The sequence below is a fragment of the Xanthomonas sp. F10 genome (assembly GCF_014206815.1).
Classification (GTDB): Bacteria; Pseudomonadota; Gammaproteobacteria; order Xanthomonadales; family Xanthomonadaceae; genus Xanthomonas_A; species Xanthomonas_A indica.
Genome location: NZ_JACHNP010000001.1, coordinates 2,162,121 through 2,187,119, shown reverse-complemented (window position 1 = coordinate 2,187,119; position 24,999 = coordinate 2,162,121). Strand labels below are relative to the sequence as shown.

Sequence of the window (24,999 nt, the reverse complement as noted above, 5' to 3'; positions counted from 1 at the left end):
GATGGCGTAGGCTGTCGCCATGGAACTGCGCCCCGAACAACTCGCCACCCAGCCGGCCTCGCAGCCGCTGCAGCCGGTCTACCTGATCGCCGGTCCGGAAACCCTGCGCGTGCTCGAGGCCGCCGACGCGGTGCGCGCCCGCGCGCGCGCCGCCGGCATCAGCGAGCGCGAGGTGTTCGACGCCGATGGCCGCGACTTCGACTGGGGCCAGCTGTATTCCAGTTTCAACGCGCCCAGCCTGTTCAGCGCGCAACGGCTGATCGAGCTGCGCCTGCCCAGCGGCAAGCCCGGCAAGGAGGGCGGCGAGGTCATCAGCGCGTTCTGCGCCCACCCGCCGCCGGACGTGGTGCTGCTGATCACCTGCAACGAGTGGAGCAAGGCGCACCAGGGCAAATGGGCCGACGCCGTCGGCCGCATCGGCACCATCGCCGTGGCCTGGGCGATCAAGCCGCACGAACTGGGCGACTGGATCGAGCGGCGCCTGCGCAGCAAGGGCCTGCGCGCCGACGCCGGCGCGGTGCAACGCCTGGCCGAGCGGGTGGAAGGCAACCTGCTGGCGGCGGCGCAGGAGATCGACAAGCTGGCCCTGCTGGCCGACGGCCAGGGCCTGGACGTGGCGGCGATGGAGTCGCTGGTCGCCGATGCTGCGCGCTACGACGTGTTCCGCCTGGCCGAGGCCACGCTCGGCGGACAGGCGCCGGCGGTGCGGCGCATGCTCGCCGGCCTGCGCGCCGAGGGCGAGGCAGTGGCCGCGCTGCTGCCGATCCTGATCAAGGAACTGCTGCGCACCGCCGCGCTGGCCAAGGTGCAGGCGGCCGGCGGCAACCTGGCCGCGGAGATGAAGGGGCAGGGCATCTGGGAGTCGCGGCAGGCGCCGTTCAAGCGCGCCCTGCAGCGGCATGCCGAACCGCGCCGCTGGGAGCGTTTCGCCGCCGAGGCCGGCCGCATCGACCGCATCGCCAAGGGCCGCGCCGATGGCGACGCCTGGATCGCGCTGGAGCGCCTGCTGCTGGCGATCGCCGAGGCGCGGGCGGTGCGGTTGTTGGTGGTATGAACGCCGGGAGTCGGGACCCGGGACCCGGGGCCCGGGAAAGCGAGTTCACTGCGAGCGTGGGCAGCACTGCATCCGACCTTGGTTCTTCTTCGGATTCCGTCTCGTCGCCGATTTCCTGCTCTTCCGGGTCCCGGGTCCCGGGTCCCGGGTCTCGGCATCGTCCTGAGTCCCGGCTCCACTTGCTCTACGGCGGCACCTTCGATCCCATCCACAACGGCCACCTGGCGATCGCGCGGGCGGCGCGGGATGCGTTCGGGGTGCCGGTGCGGCTGATGCCGGCGGCCGATCCGCCGCATCGGCCGGCGCCCGGGGCCGATGCGCAGCAGCGCTGCGCGATGCTGGCGCTGGCGATCGCCGACACGCCGGGGCTGGTGCTGGACCTGCACGAACTGCACCGCGCGCAGGCCCGGCCGGGCGTGGCGTCCTACAGCATCGACACGGTGCGCGAACTGCGCGGCGAACTCGGTGCCGAGGCGCCGCTGGCGCTGCTGATCGGCAGCGACAGCTTCGTCGGCTTCAACGGCTGGCGCGAGTGGCGGGCGCTGCTCGAGGCCGCGCACCTGATCGTCGCCGACCGCGCCGGCAGCGGCTGGGAGCGGGCGGTGCCGGCGGAACTGGCGCAGGCGGTGGCCGGACGCTGGGCCGACACGCCGCAGGCGCTGACCCGGGCGCCGGGCGGCCGGCTGTGGTGCCTGCGGCAGCCGCTGCGCAGCGAATCGGCCAGCCTGGTGCGCGCGCGCATCGCCGCCGGCGAGGACTGGCCGGCCTTGTTGCCGGCACCGGTGGCCGCCTACATCCGCGACCATGGCCTGTATGCCTCCGGCGCCGCCCGCGCCGGCTGAATACGCGCCGTGCCGGGGTCGCCTATAATTCGCCCCATTCCATCGAGTTCGCCGCTTTGTCCAGTCAAGCCCACGTCATCAAGACCCAAGTCCCCAATCCGCCGCCGCCGCTGCCGGTCCTGCTCGCCCATGTCCGCGAGGCAGTCGAGGAACTCAAGGCCAAGGACGTGGCGGAAATCGACGTGCGCGGCAAGTCCAGCGTCACCGACTACCTGGTCATCGTCTCCGGTACCTCCACCCGCCACGTCAAGTCGATCGCCGACGAAGTCATCAAGTACGCCAAGCGCCTGGACGTGATGCCGCTGGGCGTGGAAGGCGAGCGCGAGGCCGAGTGGGTGCTGGTCGATCTCGGCGACGTGGTGGTGCACGTGATGCTGCCGCGGGTGCGCGAGTTCTATGCGCTGGAGCGGCTGTGGACGGTTGGCGACCAGCCGCCGGGCGACGACGACGGCGACGACCCGGCACGCGATGCCTAAGCGCCAGGCCGGCGCGCCGGCGGCCGCGTCCGACCTTGCGCCGTCCGCACGGCTCCGCGCCGCGGCCGACACCGCCGCACAGCCGCTGGCCACCCCGGCGCGCAAGCGCTTCGATGCACTGATCGAGCGCCTGGAGCGGACCCGGCTGGAATTGCGCGACTGGCGCGAGGCGCTGCCGCGCTGGGAACAGCGTTTCCATGCGCAGGTCGAGCCTCTGCTGCAGGCGCGCGACGCCGCGCAGGCGCAGCTGGTGCAGGATCTGGACGCTGCGCATGCCGCACACAAGCTGGGCAAGCGCGAGCGTGCGGACTTGTCCGAGACGCTCTGCGCGCTGGCCGCGCCGCTGCTGGAGCAACCCGGGTTCGACGCGCTGAAGCCGATCCATGCGCGCCACCGCGGCGCGCAAGGTGAGGGCGGCGACGTCATGCAGGACGCCGCGATGCAGGCGGCGCTCGCCGCGGAGTTCGGCCTGACCGTCGAAGAACTGCAGCACCTGCCGTCCCCGGAAGCGCTGTACGCGCAACTGCAGCAGCGCCAGCACCAGCAGCGGGCGCATGCGGACGGGCGCGCGCAACGGCATGCCAAGCGCCGCCGCGCCGGCGCGGGCCCGGCGGCCGCGAGCGAGTTCGATCCGCAGCAGGCACGGCGCGCGCTGTACCGCAGCCTGGTCGCGGCGCTGCATCCGGACCGCGAGCCCGATGCGCGGCAACGCGAACGCAAGACCGCGCTGATGCAGGAACTCAACCGCGTCTACCGCCAGGACGATCTGCTGGGCCTGCTGGAACTGCAACTTGAGATCGGTCAGTTGGACCACGCCGGAATCGCGTCCATGGCCGAGGAGCGGATCGGCGACTACGCCGCGATGTTCGCCACGCAACTGCAGCAGGTCGAGCGGGAGCTGGCGCAGGTGGTCGATGCGTTCGTGGCCGACTACGGGCTGGCCCTGGAGCGCCGCCCGCAGCCGCGGCGCCTGGATGCGCTGATGGCGCAGATCAAGCGCCAGTTGCAGGACGAGATCGCGTATTGCGAGGAGGACCGGCGCGCGCTGCAGCAGCCGTCCACGCTCAAGCAGTGGCTGCGCCAGCAGCGTGCGGCGCGCGAGGCGCAGGACGCCGCCGCGGCTGCTTGCGTGGCGGAGCGCGGATGATGCGCGCGCGGCGGTCGGCGCCATGAAGGCGCGCCTCATCGCCACCGGCGAGCGCGCCCCGGCCTGGGTGGCGCAGGGGTTCGCCGAGTACCGCAAGCGGCTCTCGCACTGGCTGCCGCTGGAGCTGGTCGAGATCGAACCCGGCATGCGCGGCAAGGGCCGCGATGCGCAGCGCGCGATCGAGGACGAAGGGCGCCGGGTGCTGGCGGCGCTGCCGAAGAACGCGCTGGTGGTGGCGCTGGACGTGCCCGGCAAGCAACACAGCTCCGAGCAACTGGCGCAGCGCATGGAGCACTGGCGCGGGCAGGGGCGCGACCTGGCGTTCCTGATCGGCGGGCCCGAAGGCCATTCGCAGGAGGTGCTGGCGGTCGCCAGCGAATCCTGGTCGCTGGGGCCGCTGACCCTGCCGCACATGCTGGTGCGGCTGGTGGTGGCCGAGCAGCTCTACCGCGCCGCGGCGATGCTGGCCAATCACCCCTATCATCGCGCCTGATCGCTGATCGCTGATCGCGGCCTGGTAAAGCGCGCGCGGTGGCATGCGTGCGTGCACGGCAACGTCGTGCGCGGAGGTCCCATAAAAAAAGCCCGGGCTCTCGCCCGGGCTTTTCGTTGCGACTGCAGTGCGACGTTCGCGATCAGTTGAACGTGTACTTCGCGCCCACCGTGAAGTAGCGGCCGACCGCACCGCTGAAGTGCAGCGGGTTGTAGTTGACCGCACCGTAGGTGGTCGGATCCAGCGGGGCGATCCGGTCGAACACGTTCTGCACCGAGGCGTTCAGTTCGAAGGCTTCGGTGATGTTCCAGCGGCCCGACAGATCGAAGGTGGTGAACGAGGCGATCTTCTTGACCGGTGTACCGTCGGCGTAGAACGCCTGGTAGTCGCCGCCGCGGCGATCCTTGTTCTCGATGCTGTCGATGTAGTTGACCACGCCGCTCACGCTCCAGGTGCCCTGCTTCCAGGTCGTGCCGAAGTTGATGCGGTCCTGCGGCGTGCCGATGCAGTTGGTCACGTCGCAGTTGCCGTGCGTGCCCACGTAGTCGACCGTGGTGTCGCCTTCGGTGCGCTCGAACTTGAGCAGGTGGCTCCACTGCGCGTCCAGCTCCAGCTGGCCGGGACCGATCGCGAAGGTCTGGCGGATGTCGGTGTCGATGCCGCGCACGCGCGAGGAGTTCGCGTTCACGTAGCCGGTGTTGACCGCCAGGATGGTGCCGCTGTTCGGCACGCCGCCGATGTTGTTGCTGTCGCGCAGGACGTTGCCGGCGGCGATCGCGTCGGCGGTGCTGCCCTGGGCGATCTCGTTGGTGCGCTTGATCTCCCAGCCGTCCACGGTCAGCGAGGTGGTCGAGGTCGGTTGCAGCACGAAGCCCACCGAGTAGCTCTTGGATTCCTCGGGCTTCAGCGCCGGGTTCGGGCGGGTGATGATCGCGACCGAGCGCGCGGTGCACTCGTTGGCCGGATCGATCGCGCAGCGCACCGGATCGCGGGCGTTGGAGAACGCGGCCAGGCCGCCGTCGCCGTTCTCGGCCGGGTTGGGCGCGCGGAAGCCCTCGGCGTAGCTGGCGCGCAGCGCGATCCAGTCGGCCGGGGTCCACTTCACGCCGAACTTCGGCGTGGCCTTGCCGTCGCCGCCGTCGTACTTGTCGTAGCGCAGCGCCGCGGACAGTTCCAGTTGCTCCAGCACCGGCGCCGACAGCTCGACGTGGGCGGCGTAGACGTTCTGGGTGCCGTCGTAGGCCGAGTAGCCCAGGCCGATGATGTCGCCGACGTCGGTGTAGGTCTGCGGGGTCAGGCTATTGCTGGTCTTGCGCCATTCGGCGCCGAACGCCAGGCCCAGCGGGCCGCCCTTGAGATCGGCCAGGCTGCGCGAGACGTTGAAGTCGAACATGTCCAGTTCGGACTTGGCGCGCGCACTGATGGTCGGCGAGATGTAGTCGTACAGCGCCTGCGAGTTCAGATTGGCATTGTCGCCGATGCGCCAGGTGCCGGCCGGGCAGGCCGGGTTGCCCAGCACGCAGCGCACCGCGCTGTAGCGCAGGAAGCCGGTGCGCTTGTTGACCAGGTCGGTACCCGAGTGCAGGTAGCCGGTGTCGTAGCTCCAGTCGCCCCAGTTGCCCTTCACGCCGACCAGGAAGCGGTTGAACTCGTTGGTGTTGTCGGTCACCCGCGGGCCCACGTCCCAGGCGCTGTAGCGCAGGCGCGCGGCGTAGGGCAGCGGATTGTCCGGATGACCGGCGTAGAGCACGGTGGCGCCGGCGCCGCTGTTGGCGTTGACCGGGCCGCCTGGGTAGCCCCAGCCGCCGGACACGGCCGACGGGGTGTTGGAGAACACGGTGTTCTTCTTCGAGTAGCCGATCTCGGTGTAGATCTCGCCGCCTTCGCCGAAGGCGAAGCTGGCGCGGCCGAACACGTTGACGTACTTCTCTTCCGGCGCCAGGTCGCGGAACTGCTGGGCCGGATCCCACAGGCAGCCCTGCGCCTGCGCGGTGGCGTCGCTCTGGCCGGGGATGGTGGTCAGGCCGGCGCAGCCGGGGAGCGCCACCAGTTGTCCGGCGGTGTTGAACACCGAGCCGTTGGGGCCGGTGCCGCCGGCGGTGCCGCCGCTGAGGTAGGCGCCGCCGAGGAATTGCGCGTCCTGCGCCGCGTAGCCCCAGCGCCGGATGTCGCCGGTGCCGATCCACTTGCGGTCCTTGCGGTCGCTGATCTTGATCGCGTCGGTCTTGCCCACGTCCAGGCTGAAGAAGGCGTTCCAGCCGTCGCTGGAGAGGTCGCCGGTGCCGGCGGTCAGGGTGGCCTTGCGCGCATCGCCATCGCCGTCGCCGGAGATGCCGTAGGAGCCGCGCAGGATCGCGCCCTGGAAGTCGCTGCGCAGGATGATGTTGACCACGCCGGCAATGGCGTCGGAGCCGTAGATCGCCGAGGCGCCGTCCTTCAGCACTTCGACCCGCTCGACCGCGTCCAGCGGGATGGTGCTAAGGTCGGTGAAGACCTTCTGGCCGTCGTCGGCCAGGCCGTAGGTGGCCATGCGCCGGCCGTTCAACAGCACCAGGGTGGAACCGGCGCCCAGGCCGCGCAGCGAGATGCCGGCGCCGCCGCCGGCGAAGCCGTTGCCGAAGCTCTTGGGGATCGAGCCGGCGCCATCGGCGGTCAGGGTCTGCAGGTACTCGGCCAGCGACGTCTTGCCGGTGCGGTCGATTTCCTGGCGGGTCACCACCTGTACCGGCGACGGGGTCTCGGTATCGGTGCGCGGGATGTTGGAGCCGGTGACGGTGATGCGGTCGAGACTGGTGGCCGCTTCTTGGGCGAAGGCGGCAGGGCCTGCGAGGGCGGCGAGCACGCCGGCAACGGAGGCACACAGCAGGGAACGGCGGGTTGCACGCCGTTGGATCAGGGTGTTCACAGTTTCTCTCCTAACTGGAAACGCAGGTTGTGGCTTTCTGGCGAAAGTGCCGACGTTTTGACGATCGGCTGGTTTCCATCTAGGTGTATCTATCGTGAACAAAAGGTGAATTTTTGCCTAACGCGAGCGACCGAGGCTGCCCCGGCCGCCGCATCGGTTGCCTCAGCGATCCAGCGAAAAATCGATCGGCACCAGCCCGTACGCCTGCACCGGCGTGCCGTTCTGCAGCGCTGGCTGGAACGCCCAGCGCTTGAGCACCTGATCGCGGGCGGCCAGGTCGAGCGCCCGGTGGCCGCTGCTCTTCTCGACGATGACTTGCAGCGGCTGCCCGTCGGTGCCGACCAGCACCCGCAGCAGCACGCTGCCCTGGAGGTGCTCGCGCAGCGCGTCGCGCGGATACGCCGGGGCCGGCGCCCGCAGGTACTGCAACTGCATGCCTTCCACCGGTGTGCCCACGCTCGCCGGCGGCAGGCTGGGCGCGGCGATGCTGGGCGTGGGGTCGACGCTGGGCGCGGTGTCCAGCGCCACCGGGCTGCTGTCGACCAGCGCCGCCGGTGTCGGGGTCGGCACCGGCACCGCGGTGGGCGCGCGCGGTTGGGTCGGCAGCTGTTTCTCGACGGTGGGCAGTGTCGGCGGCGTCGGGGTAACCGGGATCACCATGGGTTGCTGCCAGCGCGGCTGCACCTGCGCCGGTTCCGGCGGCGCGGCCACGTGCGAGAGCGGAAGCAGCAGCAAGAGGGCGGCCAGCAGGTGCAGGGCGATGGCGGTGCTGTAGGCCAGGACCCGGGACAGGTCGATGCGGAAGGACGGGGCGGGGAGTTGCGTGCGAACCATGGATCCACCTCTGCGATAGGAGTGTCGTGGACTGCGGTACGGGGAAACGCACGGGGGCGGCGGATGGGGTCGTGGCGCCGGTCCGCGCTTCGACAGTGCGCCGGTCGCGGGCGCTTTGGCAAGCGGTGGCGGAGATCGGCGCCAAGTGCCACAGTGGCGAAGGGCGGTGCTGCCGGATCCGGACACGACGACGGCGCCCGCAGGCGCCGTCGCGAGGTGTGGCCGGGGCCGCCGGCTTACTTGCCCAGTTCGAACACCACGTCCAGGTTGACCGAGACGCTGCTTTCGCCCGCGGCCACCGGGGTGTCGGCCTCGGCCTTCATCGCCATCGCGCGCATCATCGGCATCGGCGGACGCACGCCGCCACCGCTGCCCTCGGAGATGCTGACGATGCGCCGCACGCGCAGGCCCAGCGCCTTGGCGTAGCTCTGCGCGCGCGCCTGCGCCTTCTTCAGTGCATCGACCCGGGCCTGGTCGTACAGCGGTTCCGGATCGTCGATCTCGAAGGTGGGGCCGTTGATCTGGTTGGCGCCCTGCGCGGCCAGCGCGTCGAGCACCTTGCCGAGCTTGGCGATGTCGCGCACCTTGAGGTTGACCGAGTTGCTGGCCTGGTAGCCGATGATCTGCGGGGCCTGGTTCTCGGCGTACTTGTACTGCGGGTTGAGGCTGACGCCGCTGGTCTGCACATCCTTGTCGGCGATGCCGGCGGTGCGGATCGCGGCCAGCACCTTGGTCATCTGCTCGGCGTTCTGGCGCATCGCCGCGGCGCTGTCGGTGGCCTGGGTGACCACGCCGGCCGAGATCGCCGCCACGTCGGGCGTGCGCTTGGCCTCGGCCTGCGCGGCGATGTTGAGCAGGGTGCCGTCGGCGGGCACGGCGTAGCCGGGCGCGGCGGATTGGGCATGGGCGGTCATCGTGCCTCCTAGGGCGAGGGACAGGGCCAGCAGCAGCGGGCGGACGGACAATGCGCGCATCGGTGTTCTCCTTGAAGAATGGGGCGAGGGTGTTGCCGCGACGATGAACGCGTCGTGATCTTCGCCGGGGTTGAAGCGATCGTCGCGCCATCGGCGTTCGTTCAGCCAGTCCGCTCGGGTTATCCTTCGGCCATGCTGTATCTCGCGTCCCGTTCCCCTCGCAGAAACGAACTGCTGACCCGCCTCGGCGTGCCGTTCCGGATCCTCGATCTCGAGGTGCCGGAAGTGCGCGCGGCCGACGAGTCGGCGCAGGCCTACGTGCGCCGGGTGGCGCTGGACAAGGCCCGCGCCGGGCTGGCGCAGCTGGCCGACAGCGCCGACGCGGTGGTGCTCGGCGCCGACACCGAAGTGGTGCTGGACGACCGCGTCTTCGGCAAGCCGGCCGACGCCGAGGCCGCCGCGGCGATGCTGGCGGCCCTGTCCGGACGCACCCACCAGGCGATGACCGCGGTGGCGCTGGTCGCCGCCGGCCGCGAGGAGCGGGTGCTGGTGCCCACGGCGGTGACCTTCGCCGACCTGTCCGCGCGCGACATCGCCGACTACGTGGCCAGCGGCGAGCCGATGGGGCGGGCCGGCGCGTATGCGATCCAGGGCGGCGCCGAGCGCTTCGTCAGCCGTCTCGACGGCAGCTATTCCGGGGTGATGGGCCTGCCCCTGCACCAGACCCACCACCTGCTGCGCACCTTCGGAGTGCTGTGATGTCGCAAGAGATCCTGGTCAACGTCACACCACGCGAGACCCGGGTGGCCGTCATCGAGAACGGCATGCTGCAGGAGCTGCACATCGAGCGCGGCTGGCGCCGCGGCGTGGTCGGCAACATCTACAAGGGCCGGGTGCAACGGGTGATGCCGGGCATGCAGGCGGCCTTCGTCGAGGTCGGGCTGGAGCGCGCCGCGTTCCTGCACGCCAACGACGTGGTGCGGCCGGCGCCGGTCGGCAACGGCGACACCGAGGAAGCGACGCCGCTGCCGGTGTCGGCGGCGGTGCCGATCGTGGAACTGCTGCGCGACGGCCAGGACATCGTGGTGCAGGTGGTCAAGGACCCGATCGGCAGTAAGGGCGCGCGGCTGACCACCCAGATCAGCATTCCCTCGCGCTACCTGGTGCTGCTGCCGCAGTCGCGGGTGATCGGGGTGTCGGCGCGGATCGAGGACGAGGCCGAGCGGCAGCGCCTGAAGACCCTGGTCGCCGACCTGGCCGCCAGCCACGGCGGCTTCGGCTACATCATCCGCACCAATGCCGAGGGCCAGCCGGCCGAGGCGCTGGCCGAGGACATCGCCTACCTGTCGCGGGTCTGGAACGTGGTCGAGCGGCGCGGCCGCGACGGCGCCCCGGCCAGCATCATCTACGAGGACCTGAGCCTGCCGCTGCGCGCGGTGCGCGACCTGATCCGCAAGGACGTGGAGAAGGTGAAGGTCGATTCGCACGAGACCTTCGAGCGGCTGCAGGCCTTCGTCGCCAAGTACATGCCGGTGCTGGCCGAGCGCCTGGAGCTGTACACCGGCGACCGCCCGATCTTCGACCTGTACGGGGTCGAGGACGAGATCGCCCGTGCGCTGGACAAGCAGGTGCCGCTGAAGTCCGGCGGCTACCTGGTCATCGACCAGACCGAGGCGATGACCACCATCGACGTCAACACCGGCTCGTTCCTGGGCCAGCGCAACCTCGAGGAGACGGTGTTCCGCACCAACCTGGAGGCGGCGCAGGCGGTGGCGCGGCAACTGCGCCTGCGCAACCTCGGCGGCATCATCATCATCGACTTCATCGACATGGACGACGCCGAGCACCGCCGGCAGGTGCTGCGCACGCTGGAGAAGGCGCTCTCGCGCGACCACGCCAAGACCACGGTGTACGAGTTCTCGCCGCTGGGCCTGGTGGAGATGACCCGCAAGCGCACCGTGGAGAGCCTGGAGCGGCAGTTGTCCGAACCGTGCCCGGAATGCAGCGGGCGCGGCTCGATCAAGACCGCCGAGACGGTGACCTACGAGATCTTCCGCGAGATCACCCGCGCGGTGCGCCAGTTCGACGCGGCGCGTCTGCTGGTGATCGCCTCGACCAAGGTGGTGGCGCGCATCACCGACGAGGAATCGGCGGCTGTGGCCGAGCTGGAGGAATTCCTCGGCAAGACCATCCGCTTCCAGGCCGACGAGCAATACCTGCAGGAGCAGTTCGACGTGGTGTTGTTGTGAGGCAGGGAGTGGGGATTCGGGAATGGGGAATGGGGGAAGAGCGCGCTGTCGGTGCGGATGCATCCCCTGATTCCTTTGCCGAATTTCACGTGGCAATGAGCGGTTCGCGTGCTGCTGTTGCGACTCCCCATTCCCGATTCCCCATTCCCCGCCCCTGATGCATACCCCCCTGCGCCGCCGCCTGCGCCTGGCTCGCCGTTTCGCGTTCTACGCGGTGGCGATCGCGCTGGTGTGCGTGGCGTTGGTGGTGGGGGCGCTGAGCCAGGCGCTGCCGTTCGTGGAGCGGCATCCGCAGCAGGTGGCGGCGTGGTTGAGCGAGCGCGCCGGGCGGCCGATCCGCTTTGACCGGCTGGAGACGGCCTGGACCCGGCGCGGCCCGCTGCTGCGCCTGGACGGGCTGCGCATCGGCGCCGGCGACGGCGTGCGCATCGGCCAGGCCGAGGTGCTGGTGTCGATGTATGCGGGACTGCTGCCGGGGCGCTCGTTCACCGAACTGCGCCTGCGCGGCATGGCGCTGACCCTGCTGCGCGGCGACGACGGCAACTGGAACGTGCAGGGCCTGCCGAGCTCGGGGCAGGGCGGCGATCCGCTGGATGCGCTGGAAGGGCTGGGCGAGCTGCAGGTCATCGACGGCCGCCTGCGCGTGCACGCCCCCTCGCTGGGCCTGGAAGCGCAGGTGCCGAAGATCGACCTGCGGATGCGCGTGAACGGCGAGCGCCTGCAGGTGGGCGTGCAGGGCTGGAGCGATCTGCAACAGGCGCCGCTGACCGCGGTGCTGGACCTGGACCGCCACCGCGGCGACGGCCAGGCCTACCTGGCGGTGCGGCCGGCGGAGCTGGCGGGCTGGGCCGGCCTGCTGCATGCGGCGGGCATCGAACTGCAGGGCGGCGTCGGCGAAGTCCAGGCCTGGCTGGACCTGCAGCAGCGCCGGGTCGCCGGGGTGACCGTCGACGCGACGCTGCGCGAACTGCGCCTGCGCGGCGCGCCGCTGGCCGACGGCCGCACCCGGCCGCAACTCGCCTTCACCACCTTCCGCGCGAAGGCGCGCTGGCGCCAGATCGACGGTGGCTGGCGGCTGGATGCGCCGCAGCTGCAGTTCGGCCAGGCCGGGCAGCCGCTGCAACGCCTGGACGGGCTGACCGTGGCCGGCGGGCGCCGTTACGCCCTGTTCGGCGACCATCTCGACGTGGCGCCGCTGATCGCCGTGGCCGGACTCAGCGACCGCCTCTCGCCCGGCCTGCGCAGTTGGCTGTCGGTGGCGAAGCCGCGCCTGCAGCTGACCCAGGTGGCGGTGAGCGGGGTGCCCGGCGGCCCGCTGTACGGCCAGGGCCGCCTGGCCGAGCTGGCGTTCGCGCCGGCCGGCGGCGCGCCCGGCGTGAGCGGGCTGCGCGGCCGCTTCGACGGAGATGCGCAGGCCGGCGAACTGGCGCTGGAGGCCGGCAGCCCGGTCCGGGTCGACTGGCCCAGCGGCTTCGGCGTGGTCCACCAGGTCCAACTGGCCGGGCGCATCGTCGCCTTCCGCGACGGCGACGGCCTGCGCGTGGCGACCCCGGGGCTGCGCGTGCAGGGCAGCGATTATGGCGCCGACGTGCGCGGCGGGCTGCGCTTCCAGGACGACGGCTCGCGGCCGTGGATCGACCTGGCCGCCGACCTGCAGGACGCGCCGGTGGTGGCGGCGAAGAAGTTCTGGGTGCACTCCAAGATGAGCAAGGCCGCCACCGACTGGCTCGACGCCGCGCTGCAGGGCGGGCGCCTGCGCGACGGCCATGCGCTGGTCTCCGGCGACCTGGACGACTGGCCGTTCGCCGACCACAACGGCCGCTTCGAGGCGACCGCGCGGCTGGAGGACGCCAAGGTGCGCTTCCAGCACGACTGGCCGGCGGTGGAGAATGTGGACGCCAGCGTCGCCTTCATCGGCAACGGTTTCGAGGTGCACGGCCGCGGCAGCATGGGCGGGGTGCCGGTGGAGCAGCTGTCCGCGGCGCTGCCCGACTATAAGGAGGGACAGCTCAGTGTGCTGGCCAGCACCCGCGCCGAGACCGGCAAGCTGCTGGCGATGCTGCGGCAGAGCCCGCTGCGCGCCCGCTACGGCGACACCCTGGATGCGCTCAGCGCTTCGGGGCCGGCCGACGTCACCTTCGATCTGCTGCAGCCGCTGCGGGCCGACGTCGGCACCCACCACCTGCGCGGCACGGTCGACCTGCTCGGCGCGCATATCGCCGACAAGCGCTGGGACCTGGCCTTCGACGACATGCGCGGCAGCGCCAACTACAGCGATACCGGGTTCGCCGCGCAGAAGCTGAGCGTGTCCTACCAGGGCCACCAGGGCGAACTGGCGCTGCGGGCCGGCGATGGCGTGCAGGATCCGCAGCAGGCCTTCGAGGCCGCGCTGAGCGCGTCGCTGGACGCCAACGAACTGCTCGACCGGGTGCCGGAAATGGCCTGGCTCAAACCCTACGTGCAGGGCCGCTCGCGCTGGAACATCGGCGTGGGCCTGCCCAAGACGCCCGACGGCGGCGCGCAGCCGCCGACCCGGCTGCAACTGCGCTCGGACCTGGTCGGCACCGAGTTGTTGATGCCGGCGCCGATGGACAAGGCACCGGCGACGCCGCTGGCGACCTCGGTCAACGTGCCGCTGCCGGTCGGCAGCGGCCGCATCGAGGTGGTCTTCGGCAAGTTGATGGCGCTGGCGGCGCGCAGCCAGGGCGGCAAGACCGGCGTGCGCGTGGTGATGGGCAGCGATCATGTCGCCGACGAACCGCCGGCCAGCGGCCTGGTCGTGACCGGGCGCACCGCAGCGCTGAACGCCATCGACTGGATCAGCGTGGTCAGCCGCCCCGATCCGAACGCCGCCGCGGCCAACGGCGGCGAAGACCCGATGCCGCTGCGCCGCATCGAGATCCTCGCCGACCACCTGCTGTTGCTGGGCGGGGTGTTCGACAACACCCGCCTGCGCCTGCTGCCGCAGACCGACAGCATCGACGTGCACCTGGACGGCCCGGCCCTGGCCGGCGACCTCAGCGTGCCGACCAAGGACGGCGGCGTGCTTGGCGGACGCCTGGCGCGGGTGCATTGGCGCTCGGCCACGGCCACGCTGCCGGCGGCGACCGGCGCGCCGACGGCGGTGGTCGCCACGCCCGCCGACAATGGCGTCGCCGGCAGCGCCGGCCCGGTTCCGGCCGGCCCGTTCGCCGACAGCCTGGATCCGGCCACGATCCCGGCGCTGGCGCTGGACGTGGACGACCTGCGCTTCGGCGCGATCACCCTCGGCGCGGCCTCGCTGCGCACGCGCAAGCTCGCCGACGGCATGCAGGTGGACCAACTGCACCTGCGCTCGGACAAGCAGAAGATCGACATCAGCGGCGACTGGCGCGGCAAGGGCGCCACCGCCCATACCCAGCTCGACGCCAACGTCGACAGCCGCGACCTGGGCGAGCTGATGCAGAACCTGGACTTCGGTGGCCAGGTGCGCGGCGGCGAAGGCCAGTTGAAGCTCAGCGCGGCCTGGCCGGGCACGCCGGCCGGCCTGCAGCTGGCCACGGTGCAGGGCCAGCTCGACGTGGCCGCGCGCAACGGCCAGTTGCTGGAGCTGAACCCGGGCGCCGGGCGCGTGCTCGGCCTGCTCAGCGTGGCGCAGCTGCCGCGGCGGCTGATGTTCGATTTCCGCGACTTCTTCTCCAAGGGCTTCGCCTTCAACCGCATCGACGGCCAGATCCGCTTCGGCGACGGGATGGCGCGCAGCGACAACCTGGTCATCGATGGCCCGGCCGCCGAGATCAAGGTGCGCGGCGAGGCGGATCTGCGCGCGCAGCAGTTCGACCAGACCATCGACGTCAATCCCAAGTCCGGCAATCTGCTGACCGTGGTCGGTGCGGTCGCCGGTGGGCCGGTCGGCGCGGCGGTCGGCGCCGCCGCCAACGCGGTGCTGGGCAAGCCGCTGGGCAATATCGGCGCGCGCACCTACCGGGTCACCGGACCGTGGAAGGATCCCAAGGTGGACGTGATCGAGCGCGAATCGGCGCGGCCGCCGGCGCCGTCGGGTACGCCCTAGATCGCGCGCCGTCCGTAGGAGCGACTTCAGCCGCGATGGGGCGCTACCGGTAAGGCCCGTCGCGGCTGAAGCCGCTCCTGCGAGGCGATTGGGGTGACGGCACAGAGACCCGCGGCGCGCTGGTCATTCGCGTTCCTGCCGCGCGCCGCTTGCGCTGCGCGCCTTCCTCCCCCATGTTGAGCCTATGAACGATCACGCCCTGAGCCTCGCCGAAACCCGCCTGTTGCTTCCCGCCGGCCTGGATGCCGCCAGCCTGGAGCGCGCCTTCGGCACGCTGCTTGGCCCCGGCATCGATTTCGGCGACCTGTATTTCCAGCATTCGCGGCGCGAGAGCTGGAGCGTGGAGGACGGCATCGTCAAGGACGGCGCCCACTCCATCGAGCAGGGCGTGGGGGTGCGCGCGATCTCCGGCGAGAAGACCGGCTTCGCCTATTCCGACGACATCCACCGCGACGCGCTGCTGGCTGCGGCGCAGTCGGCGCGGGCCATTTCCCGCGACGGCGGCGCGCAACCGGCGCACGCGCTGCAGCGCGGCGGCGGCCGCGCGCTGTATCCGGCGCTGGATCCGGTGGACGCGATGGACAACGCGCACAAGGTGGAGCTGCTGCGGCGGCTGGACCAGTACCTGCGTGCTGCCGACCCGCGCGTGCAGCAGGTGATGGTGAGCCTGTCCGGCGGCGTGGACACGGTGCTGGTGGCGCGCAGCGACGGCGTGCTCGCCGCCGACGTGCGCCCGCTGGTGCGACTCAACGTGCAGGTGATCGTCGAACAGCAGGGCCGCCGCGAGTCAGGCTATGCCGGCGGTGGCGGCCGTTACGATTACACCACGCTGTTCGCCGACGGCCGCCCGGAAGCCTTCGCCCGCGAGGCCTTGCGCCAGGCGCTGGTGAACCTGGAGGCGGTACCGGCGCCGGCCGGAGTGATGCAGGTGGTGCTCGGCCCGGGCTGGCCCGGCGTGCTGCTGCACGAGGCGGTCGGCCATGGCCTGGAAGGCGACTTCAATCGCAAGGGCACCAGTGTCTACGCCGGCCGCATCGGCCAGCGCGTGGCCTCGCCCGGCGTCACCATCGTCGACGACGGCACCCTGGACGGCCGCCGCGGCTCGCTCAACGTCGACGACGAGGGCACCGCGACCAACTGCACCACCCTGATCGAGGACGGCGTGCTGGTCGGCTACATGCAGGACACGCTCAACGCGCGGCTGATGGGCGTGGCGCCGACCGGCAACGGCCGCCGCGAATCGTTCGCGCACCTGCCGATGCCGCGCATGACCAACACCTACATGCGCGCCGGCCAGCACGACCCGCAGGAGATGATCCGCTCGGTGAAGAAGGGCCTGTACGCGGTCAACTTCGGCGGCGGCCAGGTCGACATCACCAGCGGCAAGTACGTGTTCTCGGCCACGGAGGCCTACCTGATCGAGGACGGCAAGGTCACCGCGCCGGTGAAGGGCGCCACCCTGATCGGCAACGGCCCGGAGACCATGCAGAAGGTGCGCATGATCGGCCACGACCTGGCGCTGGACGAAGGCGTCGGCGTCTGCGGCAAGGACGGGCAGAGCGTGCCGGTGGGCGTGGGCCAGCCGTCGCTGCTGATCGACGGGCTGACCGTGGGCGGGACGGCCTAGGAGCCGGGAGTGGGGATTCGGGAATCGGGAATCGGCAAAGCGGGCGCCGCGGTGCGCTGCGGCAGTGCCGGCCTGACGGGTAGGTTCATCACGCGCCGCGCTCGCCGGGCTGGGCGAGTGTCGGCGGCCGTGCGCCGCAGCCGATGCTGCCGTACCTCAGTCGCGCGTGTCGTCGAACGCCGCGTCGTCGTCGGCTTCTTCGGGTCCCGAGTCCCGGGTCCCGGGTCCCGCCGCCTCCAGGATCAGCTCGCGCAGTTCCCGGAACAACTCGCGGTAGGCGTGCGGCGGCTTGTTCTTCAGCCGTTCGTCCTTGGCGTTGCGGACCAGCTGGCGCAGCCGCTGGCGGTCGGCATCGGGATGCTCGGCCAGCAGTTCGGCCAGCGCGGTGTCGCCTTCGGCGAGCAGCCGCTCGCGCCAGTCCTCGACCCGGTGCATGGCCGCCACTTCGCGGCGCGCGCTGTCGCTATTGACGTCCATCGCCTCGCGGATCGCCTCCAGCACCGCCTCGTCCTCGCGCCGCATCTGCTTGGCCAGGAACGCCAGCTGCCGCTTGTGCGCGATGTGCGAGGTGATGCGCTTGGTTTCGGCGATGTGCGGCAGCAGCGACTCGGGCACCGGCAGCTTCGCCAGCTGCGCCGGGGTCAGCGCCACCAGCTTCTCGCCCAGGCTCAGCACTTCCAGCGCCTCGCGGCGTTGCTGGCTGCGGCTTTCGCCGCGGAATTCACCGGTATCTTCGTCGCGTCCGCGCATGCTCGTACTACTCGATCGGGCTGGAAATCAAATCAACACATCCGGCCAGGACGGCCGGACAGGGGCGAAGGGATTCGCACAACAAGGATAAAGCATTGAACGCGATCACCCCCGATTTGCACCGCGACGACAGCCAGCAGCGCCTGCAGCGCTTGTCCAACATCGCCGAACGGCTGCTGGCGCGCGCCCGCGCGCTCGGCGCCAGCCAGGCCGAGGTCAGCTGCAGCGAAGACCGCGGACTGGACGTCAACGTGCGCCTGGGCGCGGTGGAGACGGTGGAGTCCACCCGCGACCGCGGCATCGGCGTCACCGTCTATTTCGGCCAGCGCAAGGGCAGTGCCAGCACCGCCGACCTGCACGAATCCAGCCTGGAGGCCACCGTGGCGCAGGCCTGCGCCATCGCCCGCTACACCGAGGACGATGTGGCCGCCGGACTGGCCGACGCGGCGCTGATGGCCCGCGAGCAGCCGGATTACGACCGCTGGCATCCATGGCCGCTGCAGGCCGAGGAGGCGATCGACCTGGCGCTGGCCTGCGAGGCCGCGGGCCGCGACGCCGATGCGCGGATCAGCAATTCCGATGGTGCCTCGGCCGGTACCAGCGAGAGCCTGTCGGTCTACGCCAATTCGCACGGTTTCATCGGCTGCGAGCGCAGTACCCACCATTCGATCGCCTGCACGCTGATCGCCGGGCAGGGCGACGGCATGCAGCGCGACGGCTGGTACAGCAGCGCCCTGGCGCGCGAGGATCTGGAGCGCGCGTCGGCGATCGGCCGCCGCGCCGCCGAGCGCACCGTGGCGCGGCTGCAGCCGCGCTCGCTGCCGACCGGCGAGGTGCCGGTGCTGTTCGCGCCGGAGACGGCACGCTCCTTGATCGGGCATCTGCTCGGCGCGGTGTCCGGCGGTGCGCTGTACCGCCGCGCCAGCTTCCTGCTCGACAGCGCCGGCACCCGCCTGTTCCCGGAATGGTTCGCGATCGACGAGCGGCCGCACCTGCGCCGCGGCCTGCGCTCGGCCGCCTTCGACGGCGAGGGCGTGGCCACCCGCGAGGCGCCGCTGGTGCGCGACGGCGTGCTGCAGCGCTACGTGCTGGGCAGCTATTCGGCGCGCAAGCTCGGCCTGCAGACCACCGCCAACGCCGGCGGCGTGCACAACCTGCAGGTGGCGGCCAACGCCGAAGATCTGCAGGCCATCGTCAAGGGCCTGCCGCGCGGCCTGCTGGTCACCGACCTGATGGGCAACGGCGTCAACCCGGTCACCGGCGATTACTCGCGCGGCGCCGGCGGGTTCTGGATCGAGAACGGCGAAATCGCCTATCCGGTGGACGAGATCACCATTGCCGGCAACCTGCGGCAGATGTTCCAGGACATCGAGGCGGTCGGCGCCGACATCGACGTGCGCTCGCACGTGCACATCGGTGCGGTGCTGGTCGGCAGGATGACGGTGGCCGGCAACGACTAAGCGGCCCGATCCAGGCAGCGCGCAAGGACGCTTTAGGCATGCAGGCAACCGACACCGAGAACACGATCACCGACGGCCCCGCCTCCGCGTGGGAGCGCGTGCTGGCGGCGTTTGCGCATCTGTCGATGTGGATCGGCTTGTTCGCCGCCTGCAATGTGCACCTGGGCGACGCGCTGTGGTGGCTGCTGTTGCTGTGGCTGTTGCCGGGCGTGCAATGGTGGGCGCTGCGGGGCAGGCAGCCGTTCGCCGCCGAACACGCGCGCCAGGCCATGCGGATGGGCCTCGGCCTGTCGCTGCTGAGTGCGGTCTTGCTGGCGCCGAGCGTGCTGATCTTCGGTGCCGTGCTCGTGTTCGGGTGGCTGCTGATCCTCATGCTGCTGGCAGCGCTGTGCCTCAGCCTGGGCGCCGCGGCCAGCGCCATGCGCGGTCGGCGCTACCGCTATCCGCTGCCGTATGGAAGCGTTCGCTAGCGTGGCGCCCGGCACGGCGAGGGCGTTCGGCCCTTCGCGAAGTCCGGCGCGGTGCGCCTGGATCGCTTGACAGCGCTACGCCAGCCGCCGAGAGTGACGCGCCAAACGTCTTGTCCCCTCACCACCAAAGGAACGGAATACCGATGAGCGAATTCGACAACGTCACCGCCCCGCCGCCGCCGCCGGCCTCGGCAGGGCCGCAGGAAGACCGCACGGTCGCGCTGATCACCCATCTGTCCGGGATCATCGCCGGCTTCATCGTGCCGCTGATCATCTGGCTGATCAACAAGGACAACCCGGCCAAGTCCTTCCTCAACGACCAGGCCAAGGAAGCGCTGAATTTCCAGATCACCGTCGCCATCGCGTACGTGATCTGCGTGGTGCTCAGCGTGATCGTCATCGGCGGCCTGCTGATGCCGGTGGTGTGGGTGGTGAACCTGGTGTTCTGCATCCTGGCCGGCATCAAGGCCAACGAAGGCGTCGCCTACCGCTACCCGTTCGCGCTGCGCTTGATCAAGTAAGCGCCGCTGCGACGCTTCTCCGAAGGCCCGGCCGCTGCGCCGGGCCTTTTTTGTGTCCGCACCGCGCCCGCGAGGACGCTGGCAGGGATCCGCACCGGGGATGGCGCAAGCACGTCAGCCGCGCCGCGAGCGGCCCGTTGCGAGGCTGTCGCACCGCCGAGCGCCGCATGATCCGCCGCGAGCGCCTGAGCGCCGCCAATCGCGTCGGCCTGGGTTGGGGATCTGGCTTCAGGGGGCGTGCACTCGCCACAAAGTGTGCGGCTGCTGCCGCACGCGAACCGGGCGCCGACGGCAGGTCGGCGCCCGGGCGATCACCGGCGTACCGGACTCAGTTCTGCGACGGATTGTTCTCGGCGAAGTACTCGTGGCTGTCGGCGTTCTTCACCGCGCGCGCCGGATCGCTCTGGGCCAGGCTCTTGGCCGCGCTCTGCCCGTACGCGGTGTCCTGCGTGCCGGCGACCACGCTGAAGTGGCTCATTTCGTGGATCAGGGTGCCGGCCTTGGAGTCGGTGCCGGTCAGCGGCGCGCTCCAGAACGCGTTGCAGACGTAGATCTGGTACGGCTGGTTCGGATAGACGTAGGCGTAGGAGCTGTCGCTGCAGCCGCAGTTGATGGTGATCTGCCCGTTGTTCTGGTCGATCGCCGAATCGATGTTGACGAAGTTGGAGGTGGCGGTGCTGTAGCGGCTGGCGTTGTAGGCGCCGAACCAGGTGGTGTAGCGCGCGCCGGTGCTGCCGCCGTTGAGGTAGGTCTTGGCGTTCTGCGAGTAGGTGCGCGCCGCGTTCACCGCACTGCCGATGGTGCTGATCTGGCTGGTGCTGCACGAGGCGTAGTTGACGCCGTTGACCACCGCCTGCGGGCCGACCATCAGGTCATTGCGCACTGCGCGGCCGCGGCCGCCGTCCAGCCACACCGTCAGCGGGGCGCTGGACAGCGTCTGCGGCGCGCCATCGGCGCGCAGCATGCGCGCGCCATCGGCGAACGCGGCGCCCTGCAGCGGCGCGTCGAGGCGGATGCTGTAGGTGCCGCTGCGGCTCAGGTCATAGGCCTGGCCGAGATCGATCCGTGCCTGCCGCGCTTCGCCCGGCTGCAGCACCACCATGTCGTCGGCGCGCGGCGCGGCGCGCTTGACCAGGCGGCCCACGTAATCCACCGGCTTGCCGTCGCGCTGGACCTGGAACAGCGCGTTGTCGAGATCGCCCAGCGGCAGTTCCCACTTGGGCACGCGCGCGACCTGCTCGCCGGTGTTGCGGACGGTCACCGCCAGTTGGCCGCGCTGCTGGCCGTCGGCGTCGGCGACCGGCGTCAGTTCGACCTGCAGCGGCGCGGGCGCGCGCGTGAGTTGCGATTGCGCGGTAGCCGCCGAGATGATGCCGACCAGGCTGAAGCCGATCGCTGCCGAGATCCGGGATGCGTGTTTCATGCAGTCTCTCTCCGTCGAAAGTGGGCGCCCCATGACAGGGGCCGAAGCAAACTAGCCCGGTGCTGCACGCGTGCGCGCCGCAGGCGCGTTTGTCTTCGATTTCGTCCAGCGAAGCGCGCGCCAGGTCTCAGTATCGGCGCCGAGAGAACGCATCGCCGTGCGTGGCTGTCGCGCTGCAGCGGCAACGCTCAGTCGCACGCGCGGATCGAGGGCCGCGCTGCGCTAGGCCATGTGGTGATGACGCTCGCCCGCGCGCTGCACGTGCAGTGGGTGAAGATCGCGCTGGCGGCACGTTCACCGAAGGCGATGAGGAATGCAGAGATTCCCTTCGCTGCCGTTGGCGTCAGCGCGATCTGCAGCGGTACAAGCGGCGTCGGGACGTTTGCGACACCGCGGGATTGGTGGTGCGAGATGCGCCTGGTTGCCTGGTGTAGGAGTCAACCGCCATGCATCCGCGACGACCGGCGTAGCGGACGATCGGACGGTAAACGTAGTCGGGACTGAAGCCCCTCCCACATTGCCCCCAGACACCTCACCCTCGACTCCCTGTAGGAGCGGCTTCAGCCGCGACAGGCGTTACCGATGACGTCTGTCGCGGCTGAAGCCGTTCCTACGACAGCGCCTCTGGTCATCAACGGCTGCGTGCGGCCAGCGCCAGCATCGATCGTCATGCATCCGCGACGACCGGCGTAGCGGACGATCGGACGGTAAACGTAGTCGGGACTGAAGTTCCTCCCACATTGCCCCCAGACACCTTGTAGGAGCGGCTTCAGCCGCGACAGGCGTTACCGATGACGTGTGTCGCGGCTGAAGCCGTTCCTACGACAGCGCCTCTGGTCATCCACGGCTGCGTGCGGCCAGCGCCAGCATCACTCCTTGCTTTCGCGGAGGCGGCGCATGTTCTGTGGCAACGACGCGTGCGGCCAGCTGCGGCACTCGCACGCGTCGAGCGCCGCGCTCAGTGCGCGCGGTCGACCGCCAGCCGCGCCAGCGCCGCCAGCGCCTCGGCGGAGCCGCAATAGCCGTGCAGGCTGTCCTGCATCGCCTGCGCCAGTTCGGCCAGCTTGGCCTTGGCGCCGTCCATGCCCAGCAGGGCGGGGTAGGTGGATTTGGCCTGCGCTGCGTCCTTGCCGGCGGTCTTGCCGAGCTGTTCGGAGCTGGCTTCCACGTCGAGGATGTCGTCGCGCACCTGGAAGGCCAGGCCCAGCGCGGCGGCGAAGCTGTCCAGTTGCGCGAGCGCCGCGGCGTCGGCGCCGCCGCCGAGCGCGCCCAGGCGCACACTGGCGCGGATCAGCGCGCCGGTCTTCAGCGCATGCATCCGTTGCAGGTCGGTCAGCGCCTGCACGCGGCCGGTGGCGTCGATGTCCAACGCCTGGCCGCCGCACATGCCGGCCGCACCGGCGGCCTCGGCCAGGGTCTGCAGCCACTGCACGCGCAGCGTCGGCGCCGCGTCCTCGGCATTGGCCAGCAGCGCGAACGCCAGGCTCTGCAGCGCATCGCCGGCGAGGATCGCGGTGGCTTCGTCGAAGGCGATGTGCACGGTGGGCTGGCCACGACGCAGGGCGTCGTCGTCCATCGCCGGCAGGTCGTCGTGGACCAGCGAATAGGCGTGGATCAGTTCCACCGCCAGCGCCGGTGCGTCCAGGCGCGCAGCGTCGGCGCCGAACAGCGCGCCGCTGGCGTAGACCAGCAGCGGACGCATGCGCTTGCCGCCGCCGAGCGTGGCGTGGCGCATCGCCGCGTGCAGGCGTTGCGGGGGCAGCGTCGCCGCCGGCAGCTGCGCCTGCAGACCGGCTTCCACCCGCTCGCGCCAGTGCGCGAACGCCGCGTCAGCCGCCATGGGGCGGCACGGGGTCGAAAGGTTCGGCGCTGTCGGGCTGCTCGGGATCGCTGAGCAGGCGCACGCGCAACTCGGCCTGCTCCAGCGCCTGCTGGCATTGCCGGTACAGGCCCACACCGCGCTCGTAGGCGCTGAGCGACTGTTCCAGGCTCAGGTCGCCGGCTTCCATCTTCTCCACCAGGACTTCCAGTTCCTCGAGCGACTGCTCGAAGCGGGCGACCGGGGAGGCATCGTCTTGAGGCTTCTTGGGCATGGCGAAAGTGTGCGCGGCGGCGGCAGCAGGGTCAATGCGACGCTGTCGCCGGCACTGTCAGCGGATCCAGCACCAGGCGTGCGGCGCGTGCCTGCAGCCAGGCGTGCAGCGGCGCGGCCAGCAGGTCCGGGCCGGCGGCCAGCAGTTGCGTGGCGTCGAACAGCAGCGGCAGCCGTTGGCGCTCCCATGGCGGTAGCGCCTGGGTCTGCAGCAGGTGCTTGAGCGACTGCGACTGTGCACGCCCAGGCAGGCGCAGGCGCTCGCCGCCGCGGCGTGCGCGCACCAGCAGCGGCGTGTCGAAGGCCAGCGTGGTGTCGGCGAGCAGGCGCAGGCGGCGGCCGTCGGGCAACGGTAGCGGCGCACGACCATCCCACTGCGCCTGCCAGTCGGCCGGCCAGGGCGCGAGGTCGTGTTCGGCGTACAGCGTGTCGCGCCAACTGCGCACGCTGGCGCCATGCCAGGCGAACTGCGCCGCGGCGTCGGCGCGCGGCTGCAGCAGGTCGCGTTCGATCGCGGCCAGGCCGGCTGCCGGCAACGGTGGCAGCCCGGCCTGCGCGATCCAGCGCCGCAGTACACGCGCGCGCCGTGCCGCGGGCAGGGCGCGCAGCGGGGCGATCGATAGCGGGGTGCCTGCGGCGTCCTGCAGGGTCTCGAGCACCGCGCGGTCGTCCGCGTCCAACAACGCGCCGGCGTCGGCGCACAACTCCGCGCTGCGGGCGAGGGCGGCGTCGGCATGCGGCCAGCGCTGGCGCAGCAGCGGCAGTACCTGCAGCCGCAGGAAATTGCGATCGAAGCCGGGATCGGCATTGCTGGGGTCGTCGATCCACTGCAGGCCGTGTTGCTGTGCATAGGCGTGCAACGCGCTGCGCGGCTGCGCCAGCAGCGGCCGCCACAGGCGGCTGCCGGCGAAGTCGGACAGTGCCTGCATCGCCGCCAGGCCATCCGGGCCGGACGCGCGCAGCGCACGCAGCAGGAAGGTTTCGGCCTGGTCGTCGCGGTGTTGCGCCAGCGCCAGCCATTGGCCGGGCTGCAGCGCCTGCGCGAAGGCGTGGCGCCGCGCCTGCCGCGCCGCCGCTTCCAGACCATCGCCGCTGTCGCGCGGCACCTGCACCCGCACCACCTGCAGCGGCACCGCCAGTGCCGCGCAGGCCTGCGCGCACTGCGCGGCCCAGACGTCGGCCTCGGCATGCAGGCCGTGGTGCACATGCAGCGCACGCAGGCCGGCGGCGCGGTAGGAAGGGTGTTGCGCGAGCAGGTGCAGCAGCACGGTCGAATCCAGTCCGCCGCTGAAGCCGAGCAGCAGCGGCGCCGGTGCCGGATCGGGCAGTGCGGCGGCGAGGGCGGACAAGGGGGACGTGGAGACGCGCGGAGCCATCGCGTCACTGTAGACGCAAGCGCTTGCCAGCGCGACGCGCGACCAGGGCGACGTCTTTGAGCCCGACCAGCGTTGTGGGACGGACTTCAGTCCCGATGCCTGTCAGTTCGACGCGTCGGGACTGAAGTCCCTCCCACAAAAGCAGGTGTCGGCACCCGGGACTATTCGGTTGCCTGCTCGTCAGGGCGCGTGCTCGGTGTCGACCGCCAGCACGCGACGCCCGGCCTGTGGCCAGCGCGCGACGGCGTCTGAAGCAGCGCAAAGGTGAGTCAGCTCCCTGTGGGAGGGACTTCAGTCCCGACGCGGGAATGTCTC

General features: G+C 71.0%; 20 protein-coding genes. 12 read left to right on the top strand and 8 right to left on the bottom strand.

All coding sequences use genetic code 11. From position 1 onward, the window contains the following. Nucleotides 1-19: 19 nt before the first annotated feature. The 5 genes from holA (at nucleotide 20) to rlmH (ending at nucleotide 4,012) form a co-directional block, all read left to right on the top strand. Entirely contained in the window at nucleotides 20-1,054 is a 1,035-nt protein-coding gene (gene holA, locus FHR56_RS09530; RefSeq protein WP_160947988.1) for a DNA polymerase III subunit delta, read from the top strand. 179 nt (nucleotides 1,055-1,233) lie between these two features. Beyond that, nucleotides 1,234-1,896 (top strand): nicotinate-nucleotide adenylyltransferase, encoded by a 663-nt coding sequence (gene nadD, locus FHR56_RS09525; protein WP_160947987.1) that lies wholly within the window; start codon nucleotides 1,234-1,236, stop codon nucleotides 1,894-1,896. 56 nt (nucleotides 1,897-1,952) lie between these two features. Then, nucleotides 1,953-2,372, top strand: a complete 420-nt coding sequence (gene rsfS / locus FHR56_RS09520; RefSeq protein ID WP_160947986.1) for a ribosome silencing factor — start codon at nucleotides 1,953-1,955, stop codon at nucleotides 2,370-2,372. Next, entirely contained in the window at nucleotides 2,365-3,519 is a 1,155-nt protein-coding gene (locus FHR56_RS09515; RefSeq protein ID WP_160947985.1) for a J domain-containing protein, read from the top strand. Before rsfS ends, FHR56_RS09515 begins: the two co-directional genes overlap by 8 nt. 22 nt (nucleotides 3,520-3,541) lie before the next feature. Next, nucleotides 3,542-4,012: a 23S rRNA (pseudouridine(1915)-N(3))-methyltransferase RlmH gene (gene rlmH / locus FHR56_RS09510; protein WP_160947984.1), complete on the top strand. Its 471-nt coding sequence runs from the start codon at nucleotides 3,542-3,544 to the stop codon at nucleotides 4,010-4,012. A 142-nt stretch (nucleotides 4,013-4,154) separates the two neighbouring features. On the opposite strand, the gene FHR56_RS09505 is transcribed toward rlmH, so the two are convergent. The 3 genes from FHR56_RS09505 to FHR56_RS09495 form a co-directional block, all read right to left on the bottom strand. Next, entirely contained in the window at nucleotides 4,155-6,917 is a 2,763-nt protein-coding gene (locus FHR56_RS09505) for a TonB-dependent receptor (RefSeq protein WP_160947983.1), read from the bottom strand. A 162-nt stretch (nucleotides 6,918-7,079) separates the two neighbouring features. Continuing rightward, nucleotides 7,080-7,751, bottom strand: coding sequence for an energy transducer TonB (locus FHR56_RS09500; protein ID WP_160947982.1), 672 nt, complete (start codon nucleotides 7,749-7,751; stop codon nucleotides 7,080-7,082). A 236-nt stretch (nucleotides 7,752-7,987) separates the two neighbouring features. Beyond that, nucleotides 7,988-8,725 (bottom strand): SIMPL domain-containing protein, encoded by a 738-nt coding sequence (locus FHR56_RS09495; protein ID WP_160947981.1) that lies wholly within the window; start codon nucleotides 8,723-8,725, stop codon nucleotides 7,988-7,990. A gap of 132 nt (nucleotides 8,726-8,857) precedes the next feature. Between FHR56_RS09495 and FHR56_RS09490 the strand changes: the two genes are divergently transcribed. The 4 genes from FHR56_RS09490 (at nucleotide 8,858) to tldD (ending at nucleotide 16,592) form a co-directional block, all read left to right on the top strand. Beyond that, complete coding sequence (locus FHR56_RS09490) at nucleotides 8,858-9,424, top strand: Maf family nucleotide pyrophosphatase (RefSeq protein ID WP_160947980.1); 567 nt, start codon at nucleotides 8,858-8,860, stop codon at nucleotides 9,422-9,424. After that, nucleotides 9,424-10,914 (top strand): ribonuclease G, encoded by a 1,491-nt coding sequence (rng, locus tag FHR56_RS09485; RefSeq protein ID WP_010340444.1) that lies wholly within the window; start codon nucleotides 9,424-9,426, stop codon nucleotides 10,912-10,914. Before FHR56_RS09490 ends, rng begins: the two co-directional genes overlap by 1 nt. Before the next feature lie 157 nt (nucleotides 10,915-11,071). Beyond that, complete coding sequence (locus tag FHR56_RS09480) at nucleotides 11,072-14,965, top strand: YhdP family protein (protein ID WP_160947979.1); 3,894 nt, start codon at nucleotides 11,072-11,074, stop codon at nucleotides 14,963-14,965. Between the two features lie 184 nt (nucleotides 14,966-15,149). Continuing rightward, complete coding sequence (gene tldD, locus FHR56_RS09475; protein WP_160947978.1) at nucleotides 15,150-16,592, top strand: metalloprotease TldD; 1,443 nt, start codon at nucleotides 15,150-15,152, stop codon at nucleotides 16,590-16,592. 156 nt (nucleotides 16,593-16,748) lie between these two features. Here the strand turns inward: tldD and yjgA are convergent, their stop codons facing one another. Beyond that, the gene (yjgA, locus tag FHR56_RS09470; protein WP_160947977.1) at nucleotides 16,749-17,342 is read right to left on the bottom strand and encodes a ribosome biogenesis factor YjgA; all 594 of its coding nucleotides are present in this window, start codon (nucleotides 17,340-17,342) and stop codon (nucleotides 16,749-16,751) included. Nucleotides 17,343-17,437: 95 nt separating this feature from the next. Here yjgA and pmbA point away from each other — a divergent pair, with 95 nt between their 5' ends. The 3 genes from pmbA to FHR56_RS09455 all read left to right on the top strand — a co-directional run bounded on the left by pmbA (nucleotide 17,438) and on the right by FHR56_RS09455 (nucleotide 19,793). Further along, nucleotides 17,438-18,802 (top strand): metalloprotease PmbA, encoded by a 1,365-nt coding sequence (pmbA, locus tag FHR56_RS09465; protein WP_160947976.1) that lies wholly within the window; start codon nucleotides 17,438-17,440, stop codon nucleotides 18,800-18,802. 38 nt (nucleotides 18,803-18,840) lie between these two features. Further along, nucleotides 18,841-19,272 carry a DUF4870 domain-containing protein gene (locus FHR56_RS09460; RefSeq protein WP_160947975.1) on the top strand — a complete coding sequence of 144 codons (432 nt, stop codon included), beginning with the start codon at nucleotides 18,841-18,843 and terminating at the stop codon, nucleotides 19,270-19,272. Between the two features lie 143 nt (nucleotides 19,273-19,415). Beyond that, nucleotides 19,416-19,793, top strand: a complete 378-nt coding sequence (locus FHR56_RS09455) for a DUF4870 domain-containing protein (RefSeq protein WP_019797965.1) — start codon at nucleotides 19,416-19,418, stop codon at nucleotides 19,791-19,793. Nucleotides 19,794-20,121: 328 nt separating this feature from the next. Here the strand turns inward: FHR56_RS09455 and FHR56_RS09450 are convergent, their stop codons facing one another. From FHR56_RS09450 to tilS, 4 genes are all read right to left on the bottom strand, one after another. After that, a complete protein-coding gene (locus tag FHR56_RS09450; protein ID WP_160947974.1) occupies nucleotides 20,122-21,216 on the bottom strand; it encodes a M35 family metallo-endopeptidase in 1,095 nt (364 codons plus the stop codon). A gap of 958 nt (nucleotides 21,217-22,174) precedes the next feature. After that, complete coding sequence (locus FHR56_RS09445) at nucleotides 22,175-23,056, bottom strand: polyprenyl synthetase family protein (protein ID WP_160947973.1); 882 nt, start codon at nucleotides 23,054-23,056, stop codon at nucleotides 22,175-22,177. Then, nucleotides 23,046-23,309, bottom strand: coding sequence for an exodeoxyribonuclease VII small subunit (locus tag FHR56_RS09440; RefSeq protein ID WP_160947972.1), 264 nt, complete (start codon nucleotides 23,307-23,309; stop codon nucleotides 23,046-23,048). Before FHR56_RS09440 ends, FHR56_RS09445 begins: the two co-directional genes overlap by 11 nt. A gap of 31 nt (nucleotides 23,310-23,340) precedes the next feature. After that, nucleotides 23,341-24,657 (bottom strand): tRNA lysidine(34) synthetase TilS, encoded by a 1,317-nt coding sequence (gene tilS / locus FHR56_RS09435; protein ID WP_260400253.1) that lies wholly within the window; start codon nucleotides 24,655-24,657, stop codon nucleotides 23,341-23,343. Between the last annotated feature and the right edge of the window lie 342 nt (nucleotides 24,658-24,999).

What these genes read in the sequence shown, in the direction of transcription:
- holA (WP_160947988.1), top strand. Translation starts at nt 20, where the DNA reads ATGGAACTGCGCCCCGAACAACTCGCCACCCAGCCGGCCTCGCAGCCG.
- FHR56_RS09515 (WP_160947985.1), top strand. Translation starts at nt 2,365, where the DNA reads ATGCCTAAGCGCCAGGCCGGCGCGCCGGCGGCCGCGTCCGACCTTGCG.
- rlmH (WP_160947984.1), top strand. Translation starts at nt 3,542, where the DNA reads ATGAAGGCGCGCCTCATCGCCACCGGCGAGCGCGCCCCGGCCTGGGTG.
- FHR56_RS09500 (WP_160947982.1), bottom strand. Translation starts at nt 7,751, where the DNA reads ATGGTTCGCACGCAACTCCCCGCCCCGTCCTTCCGCATCGACCTGTCC.
- FHR56_RS09495 (WP_160947981.1), bottom strand. Translation starts at nt 8,725, where the DNA reads ATGCGCGCATTGTCCGTCCGCCCGCTGCTGCTGGCCCTGTCCCTCGCC.
- FHR56_RS09490 (WP_160947980.1), top strand. Translation starts at nt 8,858, where the DNA reads ATGCTGTATCTCGCGTCCCGTTCCCCTCGCAGAAACGAACTGCTGACC.
- rng (WP_010340444.1), top strand. Translation starts at nt 9,424, where the DNA reads ATGTCGCAAGAGATCCTGGTCAACGTCACACCACGCGAGACCCGGGTG.
- FHR56_RS09480 (WP_160947979.1), top strand. Translation starts at nt 11,072, where the DNA reads ATGCATACCCCCCTGCGCCGCCGCCTGCGCCTGGCTCGCCGTTTCGCG.
- tldD (WP_160947978.1), top strand. Translation starts at nt 15,150, where the DNA reads ATGAACGATCACGCCCTGAGCCTCGCCGAAACCCGCCTGTTGCTTCCC.
- yjgA (WP_160947977.1), bottom strand. Translation starts at nt 17,342, where the DNA reads ATGCGCGGACGCGACGAAGATACCGGTGAATTCCGCGGCGAAAGCCGC.
- FHR56_RS09460 (WP_160947975.1), top strand. Translation starts at nt 18,841, where the DNA reads ATGCAGGCAACCGACACCGAGAACACGATCACCGACGGCCCCGCCTCC.
- FHR56_RS09455 (WP_019797965.1), top strand. Translation starts at nt 19,416, where the DNA reads ATGAGCGAATTCGACAACGTCACCGCCCCGCCGCCGCCGCCGGCCTCG.
- FHR56_RS09450 (WP_160947974.1), bottom strand. Translation starts at nt 21,216, where the DNA reads ATGAAACACGCATCCCGGATCTCGGCAGCGATCGGCTTCAGCCTGGTC.
- FHR56_RS09445 (WP_160947973.1), bottom strand. Translation starts at nt 23,056, where the DNA reads ATGGCGGCTGACGCGGCGTTCGCGCACTGGCGCGAGCGGGTGGAAGCC.
- FHR56_RS09440 (WP_160947972.1), bottom strand. Translation starts at nt 23,309, where the DNA reads ATGCCCAAGAAGCCTCAAGACGATGCCTCCCCGGTCGCCCGCTTCGAG.